Below are 16,942 nucleotides of genomic sequence, written 5' to 3' on the forward strand. Positions count from 1 at the left end.
ATGGGCGCCACCACCGCCGTCGATCCGCGTCGGAGCCGCCGTCCCCGCACGCTCACCGTCCGCCGTCCGCTCGTGCGTCCCGAGATGGACCACCGTCGCCTCCTCCAGGCGATGCGGCGCTGGCTCGTACGGCGCACGATCGCGCTCGGCCTCGTGCTGGTCGCCCTGTGTCTCGCGCACGTCTGGCTGCGGCTCCAGGTCGTGAACATCGGCTACGATCTGTCCGACGCGCGCCAGATGCAGATGCGCCTCGAGCAGCAGCGCCGCGAGCTCGAGCTCGAGCTCGCGATGCTGCGCGATCGCACGCGGCTCGGCGAGCTGGCCACCAAGCGGCTCGGGATGCAGGAACCCGACAAGGGCCAAGTCGTCGAGCTGCGATGAGCGGCCTCGCGGCGCGTCGGGCCCGCATCCTCGGGGTGGCGGGGCTCTTCGTGGTGATCTTCGGTCTCCTGCTCGCGCGGGCCGTCGACCTGACGGTGCTGCGCGGCCCCGACTTCGCACGGCGAGCGACGCGGCAGCACCGGCAGATGGTCACGCTCGTCCCGCATCGCGGCGCGATCGTGGACCGCAGCGGCGATCTGCTGGCGTCGTCGCTGAACGTGCCGTCGATCTTCGTGCGGCCGCGCCAGCTCTCGGCGGAGGATCTCGCGCGGCTACCGGCCCTCGCCAAGGCGCTCGGGCTGTCGTTCGCCAGTGTGCGGGCGAAGGTCAACAGCGGGCAGCCGTTCGTGTGGCTGAAGCGGCAGGCGATGCCGCAGGAGGCCGAGGCCGTCGCCCGGCTCGGCATTGGCGCCGTCGGACAGATCGACGAGGCGCGCCGCTTCTATCCACACGGCCAGCTCGCGGCGCACGTGCTCGGCCTGGTGGGCGTCGATTCGCAGGGCCTGGGTGGCCTCGAGCGCCGCTTCGACAAACTGGTGCGGGGCGAGGCCGAAGAGGTCGAGGTCTCGCGCGACGCGCACGGGCGCGTCTTCTTCAAAGGGGGCCTCGGCGACACTCCGCGCGAGGGCAGCCGGATCGAGCTCACGCTCGACGTGCGCGTGCAGTCGGTGGTCGAGCAGGAGCTGGCGGCCGGCGTCGCCGCCGCCAGGGCGCGGGCCGGCGCCGCGATCGTCATGGATCCCGCGTCGGGCGAGATCCTCGCCCTGGCGAACTATCCGACCTTCAACCCGAACGACCCGGGCGATCGGACTGCGCGCGCATGGAAGGAGCGTTCGCGCAACCGCGTCCTCACCGACCCGTACGAGCCCGGTTCGACGTACAAGGGCATCCTCGCCGCGGCAGCGCTCGATCGCGGCGTCGTCCACCCGAACGACCGCCTCTTCTGCGAGAACGGGAGCTACCCGTTCGCGAACCGCGTCATCCACGACGTCCACCCGCACGGCTGGCTCACGATGTCGGAGGCGATCCAGTTCTCGAGCAACATCTGCGCGACCAAGATCGGCGAGCGACTCGGCAAGGAGCGCTACTTCCAGTACCTGCGCGACTTCGGCTTCGGCCAGCGCACCGGCATCGAGCTGCCGGGCGAAGAGCCCGGCCTCCTGCGCAACGTCAGCACGTGGGCCCGCATCGACCTCGCCACGCACAGCTTCGGGCAGGGCGTGTCGGTGACGCCCGTGCAGCTCGTCGCCGCCTTCGGCGCCATCGCCAACGGGGGGACGCTCATGCGTCCGTTCCTGGTCCGCCGGCTCGTCGGACCCGCGGGCGACGTGCAGCACGAGACCCGGCCGGTCGCCGTCCGCCGCGTGATCAAGCCCGAGACGGCGCGCATCGCGACCCAGATCCTGCGCCGCGTGGTCGAGGAACGCGGGGGCACCGGTACCAAGGCCCGCATCGACGGATACCCCGTTGCAGGAAAGACGGGAACCGCGCAGAAGGTGATTCCTGGTGCACGGGGGTACTCGGGGAAATTCATCGGCTCGTTCGTCGGGTTCCTGCCCGCGGACGCCCCGCGCGCGGTGATCCTGGTGATGATCGACGAACCCGCCGGCCGCGGCTTCGGCGGCACCGTCGCTGCACCCGTGTTCAAAGAGATCGGGCGCGCGGTGATGAAGGCGATGGGCGTCGAGCCCGAAGGGTCCACCGACGTCGCGCCGCCGCCCGCCGGCCAGCCGGAGCCCGCGGTCGAGATGGCGGACGCCGAGCCCGAGGCCGACCTGCCACCGGACGGCGTGCCGAGCTTCGTCGGTCTTTCGATGCGCGAGGCGGTCGCCCGCGCGCGCGACGGAGGGTTCACCGTGTCGCTGCGGGGCTCCGGCTACGTGGTCGCCCAGGATCCGCGTCCGGGACGGCCGCTCGCCGACGACCGACGCCTCGCGCTCGAGCTCAGCGCCGATCGCGACGCCGGTCTGCCGTGATGCGGCTCGCCACGCTGGTCGACGGGTCCGACGTGCGGCGCGTCGCGGGCTCGCTCGACGTCGACGTCACCGGCGTCGCCATCGACTCGCGCCGCGTGGCGCCCGGCGACGTCTTCTTCGCGCTCGCGGGCGCGCACACGGACGGGCGCCGTCACGTGGCCGAGGCGCTCGCGCGCGGCGCGCGCGCGATCGTCGGTACGGGGCCGATCGAGGCGCCGGGTACGGTGACCGTCCTCGAGAGCGCGCGCCCGCGCGCCGTCCTCGCGTGCGCGGCGGCACGGCTCGCCGGTGATCCGAGCGCGGCCATGACGCTCGTCGGCGTCACGGGCACGAACGGCAAGACGACGACGACCTACCTCGTCGAGGGCATCTGGCGCGCCGCCGGCCACGCCACGGGCGTCATCGGCACGATCGCGTACCGGTTCGGCGCCGAGGCCCGGACGGCGCCGCTCACCACGCCGGAAGCGCCCGAGATCCAGGGGCTGCTCGCCGAGATGCAGCGGGGCGGCATCACGCACGCGGTGATGGAGGTGTCGTCGATCGCCCTCGCCCAGGAGCGCGCGGCGGCGCTGCGCTTCGACGCCGCCGTGTTCACGAACCTCACGCTCGACCACCTGGATTTCCACGGCGACATGGCGGCGTACGAGGTGGCGAAGCGGCGCCTCTTCCTCGAGTTGCTCCCCGCCGGCGGCAAGCCCGACCCGGTCGCGGTGGTGAACGTCGACGACGCGGCCGGCGCGCGCCTGGCCGCCGCGGTACGTACGCGCCGCGTGACGTTCGGCCGGACGCCCGCGGCGGAGGTGCGGCCGGAGGACGTCGAGAGCACGCTCGCGGGAACCCGGGGTACGCTCGTCCTGGGCGGGCGCCGCCTTCCGTTTGCGAGCGCGCTCGTCGGCGCGCCGCACGTCGAGAACATCGCCGCCGCGGCCGCGACGGCGTGGGCGCTCGGCGTGGACGACGAGGCGATCGCCGCCGGCATCGCCGCCACCGCGCCGCCTCCGGGTCGCGTCGAGCGCCTCGCGGGCCCCGGCTTCACCGTCGTCGTCGACTACGCGCACACGCCCGACGCGCTCGAGCGCCTGCTCGACGCCATGCGCCCCCTGACACCCGGCGCGCTCATCACCGTCTTCGGCTGCGGCGGCGATCGCGACCGCCGCAAGCGCCCGGTCATGGGCGAGGCGGCGGCGCGGCGCTCGGACGTCGTGATCCTCACCTCCGACAACCCGCGCACCGAGGATCCGGCCGGGATCCTCGCCGACATCGAGCCCGGCATCCGCAAGGGTGGCCTCGCGCCGCTCGCCGGATCGACGGGGACGGGACGCGGCTATCGCGTCGAGCCCGACCGCCCGCGCGCGATCGACCTCGCGATCGACCTCGCGCAGCCGGGCGATCTCGTCGTCGTCGCCGGCAAGGGCCACGAGGACTACCAGATCGTCGGCGCCGTGAAGCACCACCTGGACGACCGCGAAGAGGTGCGCCGCGCGCTCGCGAGGCGCGGCGCATGAGCGGGGGCACCGAGCGGCTCGCGGCCGGCGCGACGTTCACGCTGGCCGACGTCCTCGCCGCGACGGGCGGCGAGCTCGCGCGGCTCGGCGCCGCCGTCGACGTACGCGGCCTCGCGACCGACACGCGGACCCTCGAGCCGGGCGAGCTGTTCGTCGCCGTGCGTGGCGACGCGCACGACGGTCATGCGTTCCTCCCAGAGGCGGAGCGCCGGGGCGCCGGCGCGGTCCTGGTCGAGCGCGGAACGGATCTCGGCGACCTCCGCTGCACGGTGATCGTCGTCCGCGAGACGCTGGCCGCCCTCGGCGACGTGGCGGCGCTCCACCGCCGGCGCCATCCGATCCCGCTCCTCGCCGTCGCCGGCAGCAACGGCAAGACGACCACGAAGGAGATGCTGGCGACGATCCTGCGCCGCGCGTACGGCGAGGCGCACGTGGTCGCGACCCGCGGCTCGCAGAACAACCTGGTCGGCCTGCCGCTGACGCTCTTGCGGGTCGGGAGCGAGACCCGCGTCGCCGTCCTCGAGATCGGCATGAACGCGCCCGGCGAGGTCTGGCGCCTCGCCGAGATCGCCCAGCCCGACGTCGGCCTCATCACCTGCATCGCCGAGGAGCACCTGCAGGGCGTCGGATCGATCCGCGGCGCGGCCGAGGCGAACGCCGAGCTCTACCGCCGCCTGCGCCCGACCGGCACGGCCGTCGTCAACGCCGACGACCCGTGGGTGCGCGCCGTCGCGGGCGCGTTCGAGGGGCGGCGCGTGCTGTTCGGGGACGGCGGCACGGTGCGGGCCCGCGACGTCGTCGACGACGGCGTCGGCGGCACGCGCTTCGTGCTCGACGCCGCCGGCGAGACGCGGCCCGTCCAGCTCCGCGTCGCGGGGCGGCACAACGTCTCCAACGCGCTCGCCGCGACGGCGGCGGCGCGCGCCGTCGGCGTGCCGCTCGAGACGATCGCCGCCGGGCTCGAGAGCTTCGAGGCGCCGACCATGCGGATGCAGGTCGTGCAGCTCGCGTCGGGCGTGACCGTGCTGAACGACTGCTACAACGCGAACCCGGGCTCGATGGCGGCGGCCCTGCAGACCCTGGGTGCGAGCCGGGCCACGCGGCGGATCGCGGCGCTGGGCGAGATGCTGGAGCTCGGACCCGGCGCCGCCGACGCGCACCGCGAGCTCGGAACGCGTGCCGCCGCGGCGGGACTCGACCTTCTCGTCCTCGTCGGCACGCACGCCGAGCGGGTGCGCGAGGGCGCGCTCGCCGGCGGCCTCGCTCCGGAGCGGATCGTGATCGCGGACGGACACGAGGGCATGGCGCGCGACCTCGCGACGATCCTGCGCGGCGGCGACCTTCTCCTCTTGAAGGGATCGCGCGGCGCCGCGCTCGAGCGCGTGCTGCGCGCGCTCCAGGGGGAGCCGGGGGCGTGATGCTGTACCTGATCCTCTACAACCTGCGCGGCGTCTTCGAGCCGCTGAACGTCTTCAAGTACATCACCTTCCGCACGCTGCTGGCGGCGCTCACCGCGCTCGTCGTGTCGCTGCTGGTGGGACCGTGGCTCATCCGGCGCCTGACCGAGCTGCAGATCGGCCAGGCGATCCGCGACGACGGCCCGCAGACGCACGCGAAGAAGGCCGGCACGCCCACGATGGGCGGGACGCTCATCATCTTCTCGCTCTCGCTGGCGACCCTGCTCCTCGCGGACATCCGGTCGTGGTACGTCTGGCTGGCACTCCTGGTGACGCTCTCGAACGGGCTCATCGGCTTCTTCGACGACCGGGCCAAGGTGCGGCGCAGGAACTCGAAGGGCCTGCCGGGTCGCGCGCGGCTCTTCGCCGAGTTCGTGATCGGTGCCATCGCCTCGACGGCGATCTTCCTGTGGTCCGAGCACGGCGGCCAGGTGACGATGCCGTTCTTCAAGACCCTCCACCCCGACCTCGGATGGTTCTACATCCCGTTCGGTGCGTTCATCATCGCGGGCGCGGCCAACGCCGTGAACCTGACCGACGGCCTCGACGGCCTCGCCATCGGGCCGGTCATGATCGCGGCCAGCACCTACGTCGTGTTCGCGTACGTCGCCGGCAACGCGCGCTTCGCCGAGTACCTGCAGATCCCGCACGTCGTCGGCGCGGGCGAGCTCGCCGTCTTCTGCGGCGCCCTCGCAGCCGCCGGGCTCGGCTTTTTGTGGTTCAACGCCTACCCGGCGCAGATGTTCATGGGCGACGTGGGCTCGCTCGCGATCGGTTCGGCGCTCGGCGTCGCGGCCCTCATCACCCGGCAGGAGCTGGTCCTCGTCCTGGTGGGCTTCGTCTTCGTCGTCGAGACGCTCTCGGTCGTGGGCCAGGTCGCGTCCTTCAAGCTGCGGCGCAAGCGCATCCTCCGCATGGCGCCGATCCACCATCACTTCGAGCTCCTCGGCTGGCCCGAGCCGCAGATCATCGTCCGCTTCTGGATCGTGTCGATCGTGTGCGCGCTCGTCGCCCTCTCCACGCTGAAGCTGCGGTGACGGCGATGGTGGAGCGCGTCCTCGTCGTCGGGTACGGGCGCACGGGGCAGGCGGTCGCCCGCGTGCTGGCGGGGCGCGGCCTGCGGGTGCGCGCCGCCGACGCCCGTGACGCCGCGGCGCTGGGCGCCGGCGCCCCGCCGCCCGGCGTGGAGCTGCGCACCGGCACCGACGGCCCGGAGCTGCTGGACGGCGTCGACCTCGTGGTCCCGAGCCCGGGCGTGCCGAGCCGCGCGCCCGTCCTGGCCGAGGCGGCACGGCGCCGCATTCCGGTGCGCAGCGAGATCGAGGTCGCGGCGCGCGCGCTCGCCTGCCCGATCGTCGGCATCACCGGGACCAACGGCAAGAGCACGACGACGACGCTCGTCGGGCTCGCGCTCGGGAACGCGGGGCGGCGCACGTTCACGGGCGGCAACCTCGGGACGCCGCTCATCACGGCACTCGAAGCGCCGGGCGGCGGGGCGTACGACGTGTGCGTCGCCGAGGTCTCGAGCTTCCAGCTCGAATGGGTCGAGACCTTCCGCCCGCGCGTCGGGTGTCTACTGAACGTCACCGATGATCACCTGGATCGCCATCCGACCTTCGCGGCGTATCGCGACACGAAGGCGCGCCTGTTCGCCGCGCAGACCCCCGACGACTGGGCGGTGCTGAACCGTGACGATCCCGCCGTGATCGAGATTGCGCCGCGCCTGCGCGCACGCGTCGTGACGTTCGGGACGACGCCGCATCCCTGGGGGGCCTCGATCGAGGGCGGCGCGGTCGTCCTCCGGCTCGAGGGCGCGCCGGCGGAGCGCTACGATCTCTCCCGCACGCGGCTCGCCGGGCGCCACAACGTCGACAACATCCTCGCCGCGGTCGCGACCGCGCGCCTGGCGGGCGCCTCGCCGGCGGCCGTACAGCAGGCGATCGACGGGATGACGCCGCTCGCGCACCGGCTGACGCTCGTCGCCGAGCGTCGCGGTGTGCGCTGGTACGACGACTCGAAGGCGACGAACGTGGGTGCGGCGGTGCGGAGCCTCGAATCGTTCGACGGCCACGTTGTCCTGCTCGCGGGCGGCGTCGACAAGGGCGGCAGCTACGCGCCGCTCGCGACCGCGGCGCGCGGCCGGGTGCGCCGGGCGTTCGTGTTCGGGACGGCGCGCGAGCAGATCGCCGCGGCGCTCGCCACGGCCGGCGTCCCGGTGGATGCGGTGCCGACGCTCGCCGCCGCCGTCGCGGCGTCGAGCGCGTGCGCGGAGCCCGGCGACACGGTGCTGCTCGCGCCGGCGTGCTCGAGCTTCGATCAGTTCACCGACTACGCGGAGCGGGGGCGGGCGTTCGCCGCAGCAGTCGAGGCGTTGGGGTAGGAGGAGGGGGACATGACGGGAGCCGAGACACTGAATGCCGCCGCGGGCCCGCGGCCGACCTTCCGCGGTCCGCTCGCCAACCAGCGCCCGCGCCTGGTGGTGAACTTCGGGCCGGACCCATGGCTGGTCCTGAGCGTCGCATCGCTGGTCGGACTCGGCGCGGTCATGGTCTTCAACGTCTCGTACTTCTTCGGCCAGACGACGACGGGCGACCCGATGCACTTCTTTCGCAAGCACGTCATCTCGGTCGGGCTCGGGATCGTGGCGGCGGCGATCACGTCGCGCGTGCCGTCCGAGCGCTATCGCCAGCTCGCGTACCCGCTGCTCGCCGTCGCCGTGGCGCTCATGCTGGCGGTGCTCATCCCCGGCATCGGCGCCCGGCGGGGCGGCGCGCAGCGGTGGTTCCCGCTCGGGCCCCTGTCGTTCCAGCCGTCGGAGGTCGCGAAGTTCGCCGTCGTCCTGTACCTCGCGTGCTCGCTCGTGCGGAAGGGCGAGCGCGTGAAGGAGTTCCAGTTCGGCGTCCTCCCGCACTGCCTCGTGGTCGGCTTGGTCGCCGGGCTCTCGCTCCTCGAGCCCGACTTCGGCACCGCGGCGCTCGTGATCGCGATCCTGGCCCTCATGCTGCTCGTCGGCGGGGCCCGCTTCCGGCACCTCGCGCTGCTCGGGAGCGTCGCGCTCCCCGGCCTCGCCTGGGTCGTGATCATGGAGCCCTATCGCCTGACGCGCTTTCTCACCTTCCTCGACTACACGAAGGATCCGCAGGGCCTCGGCTTCCAGCTCCAGCAGTCGCTCATCGCGTTCGGGTCGGGCGGCGTGTCGGGGGTCGGGCTCGGACAGAGCGAGCAGAAGATGTTCTTCTTGCCCGCCGCGCACACGGACTTCATCTTCTCGGTCATCGGCGAGGAGTTCGGGCTCGTCGGGGCGTGCGTGGTCGTGCTCCTGTTCGTGGTGGTCGGCGCGCGCGGGCTCCGCATCGCCGCCCGGCATCCCGATCCGTTCGCGAGCCTGCTCGCCTTCGGGACGACCGTGCTGATCGTCCTGCAGGGCGTTCTCAACATCGGCGTCGTGCTCGGCTGCCTGCCGACCAAGGGGCTGGCGCTCCCGTTCATCTCCTACGGGGGATCGGCGATGATGATCGTGCTGGGCGAGGTGGGCGTCCTCCTGGCGCTGGCGCGCGAGGCGGGATGACGGGGCCCGTCCGCCCCGGGATCGTCATCGCGGGCGGCGGTACGGGCGGGCATCTCTTCCCCGGCATCGCGCTCGCCGAGGCCCTGCGCGCGCGGGGTCGCACGGTGACGTTCGTCGGCACGCAGGCGGGCATCGAGGTTCGGGCCGTGCCGGCGGCGGGTTTTCCCTTGCGGCTCGTGCCCGGCGCGCAGGTTCGCGGCGGCGGCGTCGTGCGCGGGCTGCGCGGCCTCGCCGCGACCGCGCGCGGCGTCGCCGCGGCGCGCGGGCTCCTCGGCGAGCTGCGTCCGTCGGTCGTCGTCGGGGTCGGCGGCTACGCCTCGGTGGCGATGGTGGTCGCAGCCCGGCTGCGCCGCACCCCGGTCGTCCTGCTCGAGCAGAACACGATCCCCGGGGTCGCGAGCCGCGCGCTTGGCCGCCTGGCACAGCGCGTGTGCCTCGGGTTCGCGGAGGCGGCGTCCTTCTTCCCGGCGGGCCGATGGACCCACACCGGCAATCCCGTGCGCCAGCGCGTGCTCGACGCGCCCGCCGTCCCGGGGTCGGCGCCGGGGCTCCTCGTCTTCGGAGGCAGCCAGGGGGCGCACCGCCTGAACGAAGCCGCCGTCGACGCGATCGGGCGCCTCGGTGGCCGCGTGCCCGGTCTTCGCATCCACCATCAGACCGGGACGGCCGACTGCGAGGCGGTCGTCGCGGGCTACCGCCGCCTCGGGATTGCGGCGAAGGTCGAGCCCTTCGTCGACGACATGGGCGCGGCGTATGCCGCGGCGGATCTCGTGGTCGCCCGGGCGGGCGCCATGAGCTGCGCCGAGATCACCGCCCGCGGCCTGCCATCGATCCTCGTGCCCTACCCATATGCCGCCGACGACCACCAGCGACACAACGCCGCGGTGCTGGTGCGCGCCGGAGCGGCCGAGATGATCCTGGACGCCGAGCTCGACGGCGAACGATTGGCGAACGTCCTCGGCCGCCTGCTCGGCGACACCGCCGCGCGCGCCACCATGGCGGCCGCGGCGCGCGCGGCCGGTCGCCCAGACGCCGCCCTGCGCGTCGCCGACGTCTGCGCCTCGGTCGAAAGCCCCGCGTCCCCTTGAAGACGCGATGACGCTTCTGTAAGGCACACCCATCGTGGCCGGGCTGGCTGGGTGGACAGGGTGGCCGCTTAGGTCGCTGTATGGGACGAACGTCATGAACGGTGGGCCGAGGCGCCGTGTGCACTTCGTCGGCATCGGCGGCATCGGCATGAGTGGCATCGCGGAGGTGCTGCTGACGCTCGGCTATGGCGTGTCGGGCTCCGATCTCGCCGAGAGCGAGACCACGCGGCGGCTCGAGCGGCTCGGCGCCCGCATCAGTGTCGGGGCACACGAGGGAACGCACATCGACGAGGACGTCGACGTCCTCGTCATCTCGTCCGCCGTGACCTTCTCGAACCCGGAGGTCGTGCGCGCGCGCGAGCTGAAGATTCCCGTCATCCCGCGCGCCGAGATGCTGGCCGAGCTGATGCGCATGAAGACCGGCCTCGCGATCGCCGGTACGCACGGGAAGACGACCACCACGTCGCTCGTCGCCGCCGTGCTGCGCGAGGCGGGTCGCGACCCGACGGTCGTCGTCGGCGGCAAGGTGCGGACGCTCGGCACGAACGCCCGCCTGGGACAGGGCGAATTCCTGGTCGCCGAAGCCGACGAGAGCGACGGCAGCTTCCTCATGCTCTCGCCGATCTACGCGATCGTCACCAACATCGACCCCGAGCATCTCGACTACTTCGGCGACATGGAGAAGGTGAAGGCGGCCTACCTCCAGTTCGTGCAGCGCGTCCCGTTCTACGGGCTCGCGGTGCTCTGCATCGACAACGTGAACGTCCGCGCGATGCTCCCGAAGATGAACAAGCGCTACGTCACCTACGGGACTTCGAGCGACGCCGACTGGCAGGTGCGCGATCTGCGCGTCGAGGGCATGGAGACCCTCTTCGAGGTGTGGCGTGGGGACCACCGGCTCGGGCCGGTGCGCCTCCACATGCCGGGCCGCCACTACGCGCTCAACGCGCTCGCGGCGATCGCCGTCGCCGACGACCTCGGCATTCCGTGGCGCATCGCCGCCCACGCGCTCGAAGAGTTCGGCGGCGTGCACCGGCGGTTCGAGGTCCGCGGCGAGGAGCGCGAGATCCTGGTCATCGACGACTACGGGCATCATCCCGAGGAGATCCGCGCCACGCTGCGCGCCGCGCGCGAGGGGTTCGCGCGCCGCCTGGTGGTGGCCTTCCAGCCGCACCGCTACACGCGCACCCGCGACCTCTTCGACGACTTCCTGTCCGTGTTCGACGACGCCGACGTGCTCCTGCTGACGGAGATCTACGCCGCCGGCGAGGACCGCATCGACGGGGTCACGGGCGAGAACCTCTACCAGGCGCTGAAGCGCCGCGGTCACCTGGACGTCCGCTTCGTACCGGGTCGCGACCGCCTTGCCGAGGCGCTCCTCGAGATCGTGCGGCCGGGCGACCTCGTGCTGACGCTCGGCGCGGGCGACGTCCACAAGAGCGGGGACGAGCTCCTGGGCCTGCTGCGCGCGGGCGCGCCCATCCCCGCGGTGCACTGAGCGCATGACCGTCGATCCCGAGCTCGTCCGTGCTCTCGAGGCCGCCGTCCCCGGACGCGTTCGGACGAACGAGCCGCTGGCGCGCTACACTTCGTTTCGCATCGGCGGCCCCGCCGACGTGCTCGTATCGCCCGACACGGCCGAGGAGCTCGGCGCCGTGCTGCGACTCGCGGCGGAGCACTCCACCGCAGCGACGATGCTCGGCGGCGGATCGAACCTGCTGGTCGGCGACGGCGGCATCCGCGGCATCGTCGTGCGGCTCGGCGCGGGATTCCGGCACGTCGCGTGGGACGCGCCGTGCGTCGAGGCGGGCGCGGGCGTCCAGCTCGGTCGGCTCGCACGCGACGCCGCGCAACGCGGCCTGGGCGGGCTCGAATACGCCGAGGGGATTCCCGGCACGGTCGGCGGGGCGCTCTTCATGAACGCCGGCGCCTACGGCGGCGAGGTCGCCGACGCCGTGGACGAGGTCGAGACGGTCGACGCGAGCGGACGCGTCCGCCGCATCGGTCGCGACGAGCTCGCCTTCACGTATCGCCGCACGGCGCTGCCGGCGGGTGTGGTCGTCACGGCAGTGCGCTTCCGGCTGCGCGCCGAAGCCGCGGAGCGCGTGCGTGCCCGCATGGAGGACGCGCGTGCGCGGCGGACGGCGAGCCAGCCGCACGGATCGGCGAACGCGGGCTCGATCTTCAAGAACCCGCCCGGCGACCATGCCGGGCGGCTCGTCGAAGCCGCTGGGTTGAAGGGGGTGCGGGTTGGTGGGGCGCGCGTCTCGGACGCGCACGCGAACTTCATCGTGAACGACGGCGAGGCGCGTGCGGCCGACGTGCAGGCATTGATGCAGCAGGCCCAGCGGGTGGTCTGGGAGGGTAGTGGGGTATGGCTGGAGCCCGAGGTTCGACTGATCGGCAGCTGGTGAGCCGCAAGGCCGGACGGCGCCGGCAGGCGCGTCCGGGCCCTCGCGTGACGATCGACCCGGCGCGGGTGCGGCTCGCGCTGCGGTGGGCGCTCGGCGCCGCCGTCCTCGGGGTCGTGGGCTTGCTGGGTCTGCCCTACGCGCGCGCGATCGCGCGCACGCATCCGTACTTCGCGGTGCGCGAGGTCGCCGTTCGCCACCGCGGCCAGCTCGGCGAGGAGGCCCTCCGGTCGCTCTCGGGCATCGAGCGCGGCATGAACATCTGGGACATCGACGTGGAGGACGCGGAGACGCGGCTCCTCACGTACGGCTGGGTGCGCTCCGCGATCGTGCGGCGCGAGCTGCCGAACCGCATCGTGATCCAGGTGCGCGAGCACCGGCCGGTCGCCGTCCTCGCGGTGGCGGACGAGGAGCCCGGGCTCTACTTCCTGGCGGCCAACGGGCGGATCTTCGCGCCGGTCGTCGCTGGCACGACCTACGACCTGCCGTACGTGACCGGGCTCGGCCGCGCGGATCTCGCCGGCAGCGAGGCGTTCGGCCCGCGCGCCGTGCGGCGCGCGCTGGCGCTCCTGCGTCACGCCGAGCGCTACCCGCAGATCGGGGTCGCCTCGGAGGTGCACGTCGATCGCGCGCGCGGTCTCACGCTGCTGCCGATGCGACCGGCGCTGCCGATCGAGATCGGCTGGGGCGAGTACGACGAGAAGCTCGCCCGCCTGGCGGAGGTGCTGCCGCGCTGGGCGGGACGCGAGGGGGAGCTCCGCAGCGTGAGCTGTCTCTTCGACGACGAGGTGATCCTGCGCACGCGGCCCGCCGTGCGCGCGCCGAAGCCGGAACCGAAGGCGGGCACGAGAACGACACCGAAGACCGGCACCAGGGGTGCGCGGGTGGCGACGGGGGCGTGATGAGGATGGCGAAACGGAATCCGGTCGTGGTGGGTCTCGACATAGGGACGTACAAGATCGGTGTCATCGTGGCCGAGGTGAACGACGACGGCGTCGAGATCACCGGGATCGGCACGGCCGCGTCGAGCGGGCTCAAGAAGGGCACGGTCGTCAACATCGAGTCGACCGTCGAGGCGATCCGCAAGGCGGTCGACGAAGCCGAGCTGATGGCGGGGTGCGAGATCCGCAACGTCGTCGCGGGATCGGCCGGGAGCCACATCAAGGGCTTCAACAGCCACGGCGTGGTGGCGGTGAAGAAGCGCGAGGTCGAGATCGACGACGTCGACCGCTCGGTCGAGGCGGCGCGCGCCGTCGCGCTCCCCACCGATCGCGAGGTCCTGCACGTCCTGCCGCAGGAGTTCATCGTCGACGACCAGGACGGTATCAAGGAGCCGGTCGGGATGGCCGGCGTGCGCCTGGAGGCGCGCGTCCACATCGTCACCGGGGCGATCAGCTCGGGACAGAACCTCGTCAAATGCTGCAACCGCTCGGGGCTGGTGGTGCAGGACGTGCTCGGCGGGCCGCTCGCGGCGGCCGAGGCCGTGCTCACGCCCGAGGAGCGCGAGCTCGGCGTGCTGCTCATCGACATCGGCGCCGGCACGACCTCGCTCACGGTCGTGGACAACGACGCCATCCGGCACACGGCGGTGCTGCCGGTCGGCGGCGGGCACGTCACCAACGACCTCGCGGCGGCGCTGCGCACGCCGTTCTCGGAGGCGGAGCGCTTGAAGCAGCGCTGTGGCTCCGCGGTCACCACGGCGGGCGCGAACGACCTCGCGATCGAGGTGCCGGGCATCGGCGGACGGCCGGCGCAGAAGCTCTCGCCGCGCGCGCTCGCGATGGTGATCGAGCCACGCGCCGAAGAGATGCTCGCGCTCGTGCGCGGCGAGATCGAACGCGCCGGATGCGACGGTCTGCTCACCTCGGGCGTCGTGCTGACCGGCGGCGGCGCGGTGCTGACCGGCATGACCGACCTCGCGGAGCGCGTTTTCCGGACGCCGGTGCGGCTCGGATTGCCGCTCCATCTCTCCGGTTTGGTTGACGTCGTGGCGAGCCCAATGTATGCGACTGCCGTCGGCCTCGTGCTGCACGGACTCAAGCGGTACGCGCAACCGGGCGGGCGGAAGGGTAGTGTGGTGCAGGGGTCGATCGAACGAGCTCGGCACCGGGTAGTAGAGTGGCTGCGGGAGTTCTTCTAGAGCGGACGAGTTCGTTTCGGCGGGGGCGCCGGGAGGTGGTGGATGATCGAGTACGTCGAGCCCAGTGAGGGTGCCCGCATCAAGGTGGTGGGGGTCGGGGGAGGCGGAGGCAACGCGGTCAACACCATGATCGCGGCGGGGCTCCCCGGAGTCGACTTCATCGCCGCCAACACCGACGCGCAGGCGCTGCGCGCGAACCTCGCCACCGTGAAGATGCAGCTCGGCGAGAAGCTGACGCGCGGCCTCGGCGCCGGCGGCAAGGCGATCGTCGGCAGACAGGCGGCCGAGGAGGATCTCGAGCGCATCCGCCAGTACGTCGAGGGCGCCGACATGGTGTTCGTCACCGCCGGCATGGGCGGCGGAACGGGCACGGGCGCCGCGCCCATCGTGGCGCGCATCGCCAAGGAATCCGGCGCGCTCACGGTCGGGGTCGTGACCAAGCCGTTCACGTTCGAGGGTCGCCAGCGGGGCAAGCAGGCCGAAGATGGCTTGCGCGAGCTGAAGGCGAACGTCGACACCCTGATCGCGATCCCGAACCAGCGCCTGCTCTCGGTCGCCGGACGGAACTCCTCCATCCTCGAGACCTTCCGCAAGGCGGACGACGTCCTCTTGCAGGCCGTGCGCGGCATCGCCGATCTCATCACGGTCCACGGCCTCATCAACCTGGACTTCGCCGACGTTCGCGCCATCATGAGCGAGATGGGCATGGCGATGATGGGTGCGTCGCTCGCGTCGGGCGAGAACCGAGCCATCGAGGCCGCCCAGCGTGCGATCTCGAGCCCGCTGCTGGAAGACGTGAAGATCGAGGGCGCGCGCGGCGTGCTCATCAACATCACCGGCGGCCCCGATCTGACCCTCCACGAGGTCAACGAGGCCGCGACGCTCATCCAGGAAGAGGCCGACCCGGACGCGAACATCATCTTCGGCGCCGTCATCGACGAGTCGATGGGCGACGAGGTGCGGATCACCGTCATCGCGACGGGATTCGGCGAGCCGGCCGCGAAGCACCACGCGCCCCGGCCAGGGACGGCCGAGACGAGTGGCGCGCGCCCGGCGGGGGACGGACGTCCGGTGCGGCAGATGGGACGCATCGTCGACGACGAGCTCGACGTGCCCACCTGGCAGCGCCGCAATCAGGAGCCGCCGGTCGCCGGGCCCGATCGGGGGGCGGCGCCGCGACGGCCGGCCGCGGCCGAGCCGCGCGAGCGCGACGACGAGTACGACATCCCGACGTTCCTGCGCCGCGGGGCGGAGTAGCGCAGCGGCTTGAGGCGCTCCGCGGTGGCGACTAAGGTCTGCCTCCGTGGGACGACCCTCGTCGGAGCGGGCTCGACGGCTCGAGGCCGAGCGGCGCCGCTTCGTTCCGGGACCGGGCGGCTCGCTGTCGGTGTGCCTCGTCTACCCGAACACCTACCCCGTCGGGATGGCGAACCTGGGCTTCCAGGCGGTGTATCGCCTCCTGGCCGAGGACGCGCGCGTGACGGCCGATCGCGCCTTCCTGCCCGACGGCCCGCGCGACGAGTGGCCGCGCACGCTGCGCTCGTTCGAGCAGGATCGGCCGCTCGCCGACTTCGACGTCATTGCCTTCTCGATTTCGTTCGAGACCGACTACATTCACGTGCTCGACTGTCTGCGCCTATCGGGGCTCCCGCTGTGGCGGGTCGAGCGCCGGAGCGACGCACCGCTCGTCATGGCGGGCGGGCCGGCGACCTTCCTCAACCCCGAGCCGCTGGCGGAGTTCGTCGACCTCTTCCTCATCGGCGAGGCCGAGGAGATGCTCCCGGAGTTCGTCGCGCGGGCGGCCGCCGGCGACGCCACCCGCGACGGACGCCTCGCACGCGCCGAGGAGGTCGCCGGCGCCTATCGGCCCGACCGCTGGGAGCCGCGCTACGCCGCCGACGGCTGCCTGGCGGGCATGGGCCACGCAGGCGGCGGGACGGGACGCGTCGTGCGCCGCTACGTGGAGCGGCTCGACGGCTTTGCCACGCGCACGGAGATCCTCACCGGCGAGGCCGTCTTCGGCGACATGGCCGTGGTCGAGGCGAGCCGCGGCTGCGAGTGGGGCTGCCGCTTCTGCGCCGCCGGCTTCATGTACCGGCCCGTCCGCTACCGCAGCCCCGACGCGCTTCGCGCGACGATCCGCCGCGGCCTCGACGAGCGCCGCACCATCGGGCTCGTCGGTGCGGAGATGGCGACCTTCCCCGGCATCGCCGCGCTCTGCCAGGAGGTCGCCGACGCGGGCGGACGGGCGTCGCCCTCGTCGCTCAAGGCGGACCTCATCACGCCGGCGCTGGCGCGCGCGATCGGCGCCGGCGGGAACCGCTCCGTCACCGTCGCGCCGGAGGCGGGATCGGAGCGCATGCGGCGGGTCATCAACAAGAACCTGACGGAGGCGGAGATCCTGCGCGCCGCGGAG

At 72.9% G+C, this 16,942-nt stretch carries 14 protein-coding genes; all 14 read left to right on the forward strand.

Annotated elements, in window-relative coordinates; all coding sequences use genetic code 11:
* Positions 1-381 (forward strand): cell division protein FtsL, encoded by a 381-nt coding sequence (locus VMS22_21915; protein HXJ36701.1) that lies wholly within the window; start codon positions 1-3, stop codon positions 379-381.
* Positions 378-2,357: a penicillin-binding protein gene (locus VMS22_21920; GenBank protein ID HXJ36702.1), complete on the forward strand. Its 1,980-nt coding sequence runs from the start codon at positions 378-380 to the stop codon at positions 2,355-2,357. The genes VMS22_21915 and VMS22_21920 overlap by 4 nt, the downstream gene beginning before the upstream one ends.
* Positions 2,357-3,862: a UDP-N-acetylmuramoyl-L-alanyl-D-glutamate--2,6-diaminopimelate ligase gene (locus tag VMS22_21925; protein HXJ36703.1), complete on the forward strand. Its 1,506-nt coding sequence runs from the start codon at positions 2,357-2,359 to the stop codon at positions 3,860-3,862. Before VMS22_21920 ends, VMS22_21925 begins: the two co-directional genes overlap by 1 nt.
* The gene (gene murF / locus VMS22_21930) at positions 3,859-5,280 is read left to right on the forward strand and encodes a UDP-N-acetylmuramoyl-tripeptide--D-alanyl-D-alanine ligase (protein ID HXJ36704.1); all 1,422 of its coding nucleotides are present in this window, start codon (positions 3,859-3,861) and stop codon (positions 5,278-5,280) included. The genes VMS22_21925 and murF overlap by 4 nt, the downstream gene beginning before the upstream one ends.
* Complete coding sequence (mraY, locus tag VMS22_21935; protein HXJ36705.1) at positions 5,280-6,356, forward strand: phospho-N-acetylmuramoyl-pentapeptide-transferase; 1,077 nt, start codon at positions 5,280-5,282, stop codon at positions 6,354-6,356. The genes murF and mraY overlap by 1 nt, the downstream gene beginning before the upstream one ends.
* Before the next feature lie 5 nt (positions 6,357-6,361).
* Entirely contained in the window at positions 6,362-7,699 is a 1,338-nt protein-coding gene (gene murD / locus VMS22_21940; protein ID HXJ36706.1) for a UDP-N-acetylmuramoyl-L-alanine--D-glutamate ligase, read from the forward strand.
* A gap of 12 nt (positions 7,700-7,711) precedes the next feature.
* Entirely contained in the window at positions 7,712-8,887 is a 1,176-nt protein-coding gene (gene ftsW, locus VMS22_21945; GenBank protein HXJ36707.1) for a putative lipid II flippase FtsW, read from the forward strand.
* On the forward strand, positions 8,884-9,975 hold the full coding sequence (gene murG / locus VMS22_21950) for an undecaprenyldiphospho-muramoylpentapeptide beta-N-acetylglucosaminyltransferase (GenBank protein ID HXJ36708.1): 1,092 nt from the start codon (positions 8,884-8,886) through the stop codon (positions 9,973-9,975). Before ftsW ends, murG begins: the two co-directional genes overlap by 4 nt.
* A gap of 94 nt (positions 9,976-10,069) precedes the next feature.
* Positions 10,070-11,473 carry a UDP-N-acetylmuramate--L-alanine ligase gene (gene murC, locus VMS22_21955; GenBank protein ID HXJ36709.1) on the forward strand — a complete coding sequence of 468 codons (1,404 nt, stop codon included), beginning with the start codon at positions 10,070-10,072 and terminating at the stop codon, positions 11,471-11,473.
* A 4-nt stretch (positions 11,474-11,477) separates the two neighbouring features.
* Complete coding sequence (murB, locus tag VMS22_21960) at positions 11,478-12,389, forward strand: UDP-N-acetylmuramate dehydrogenase (GenBank protein ID HXJ36710.1); 912 nt, start codon at positions 11,478-11,480, stop codon at positions 12,387-12,389.
* Complete coding sequence (locus VMS22_21965) at positions 12,386-13,288, forward strand: FtsQ-type POTRA domain-containing protein (protein ID HXJ36711.1); 903 nt, start codon at positions 12,386-12,388, stop codon at positions 13,286-13,288. Before murB ends, VMS22_21965 begins: the two co-directional genes overlap by 4 nt.
* Before the next feature lie 5 nt (positions 13,289-13,293).
* Positions 13,294-14,526 carry a cell division protein FtsA gene (gene ftsA / locus VMS22_21970; GenBank protein ID HXJ36712.1) on the forward strand — a complete coding sequence of 411 codons (1,233 nt, stop codon included), beginning with the start codon at positions 13,294-13,296 and terminating at the stop codon, positions 14,524-14,526.
* 42 nt (positions 14,527-14,568) lie between these two features.
* Positions 14,569-15,783, forward strand: coding sequence for a cell division protein FtsZ (gene ftsZ / locus VMS22_21975; GenBank protein ID HXJ36713.1), 1,215 nt, complete (start codon positions 14,569-14,571; stop codon positions 15,781-15,783).
* Between the two features lie 46 nt (positions 15,784-15,829).
* Positions 15,830-16,942: radical SAM protein (locus VMS22_21980; protein HXJ36714.1), on the forward strand; the 1,113-nt coding region annotated here is incomplete at its 3' end.

It is taken from the genome of Candidatus Eisenbacteria bacterium (genome assembly GCA_035577985.1).
Lineage (GTDB): Bacteria > Desulfobacterota > Binatia > DP-6 > DP-6 > DATJZY01.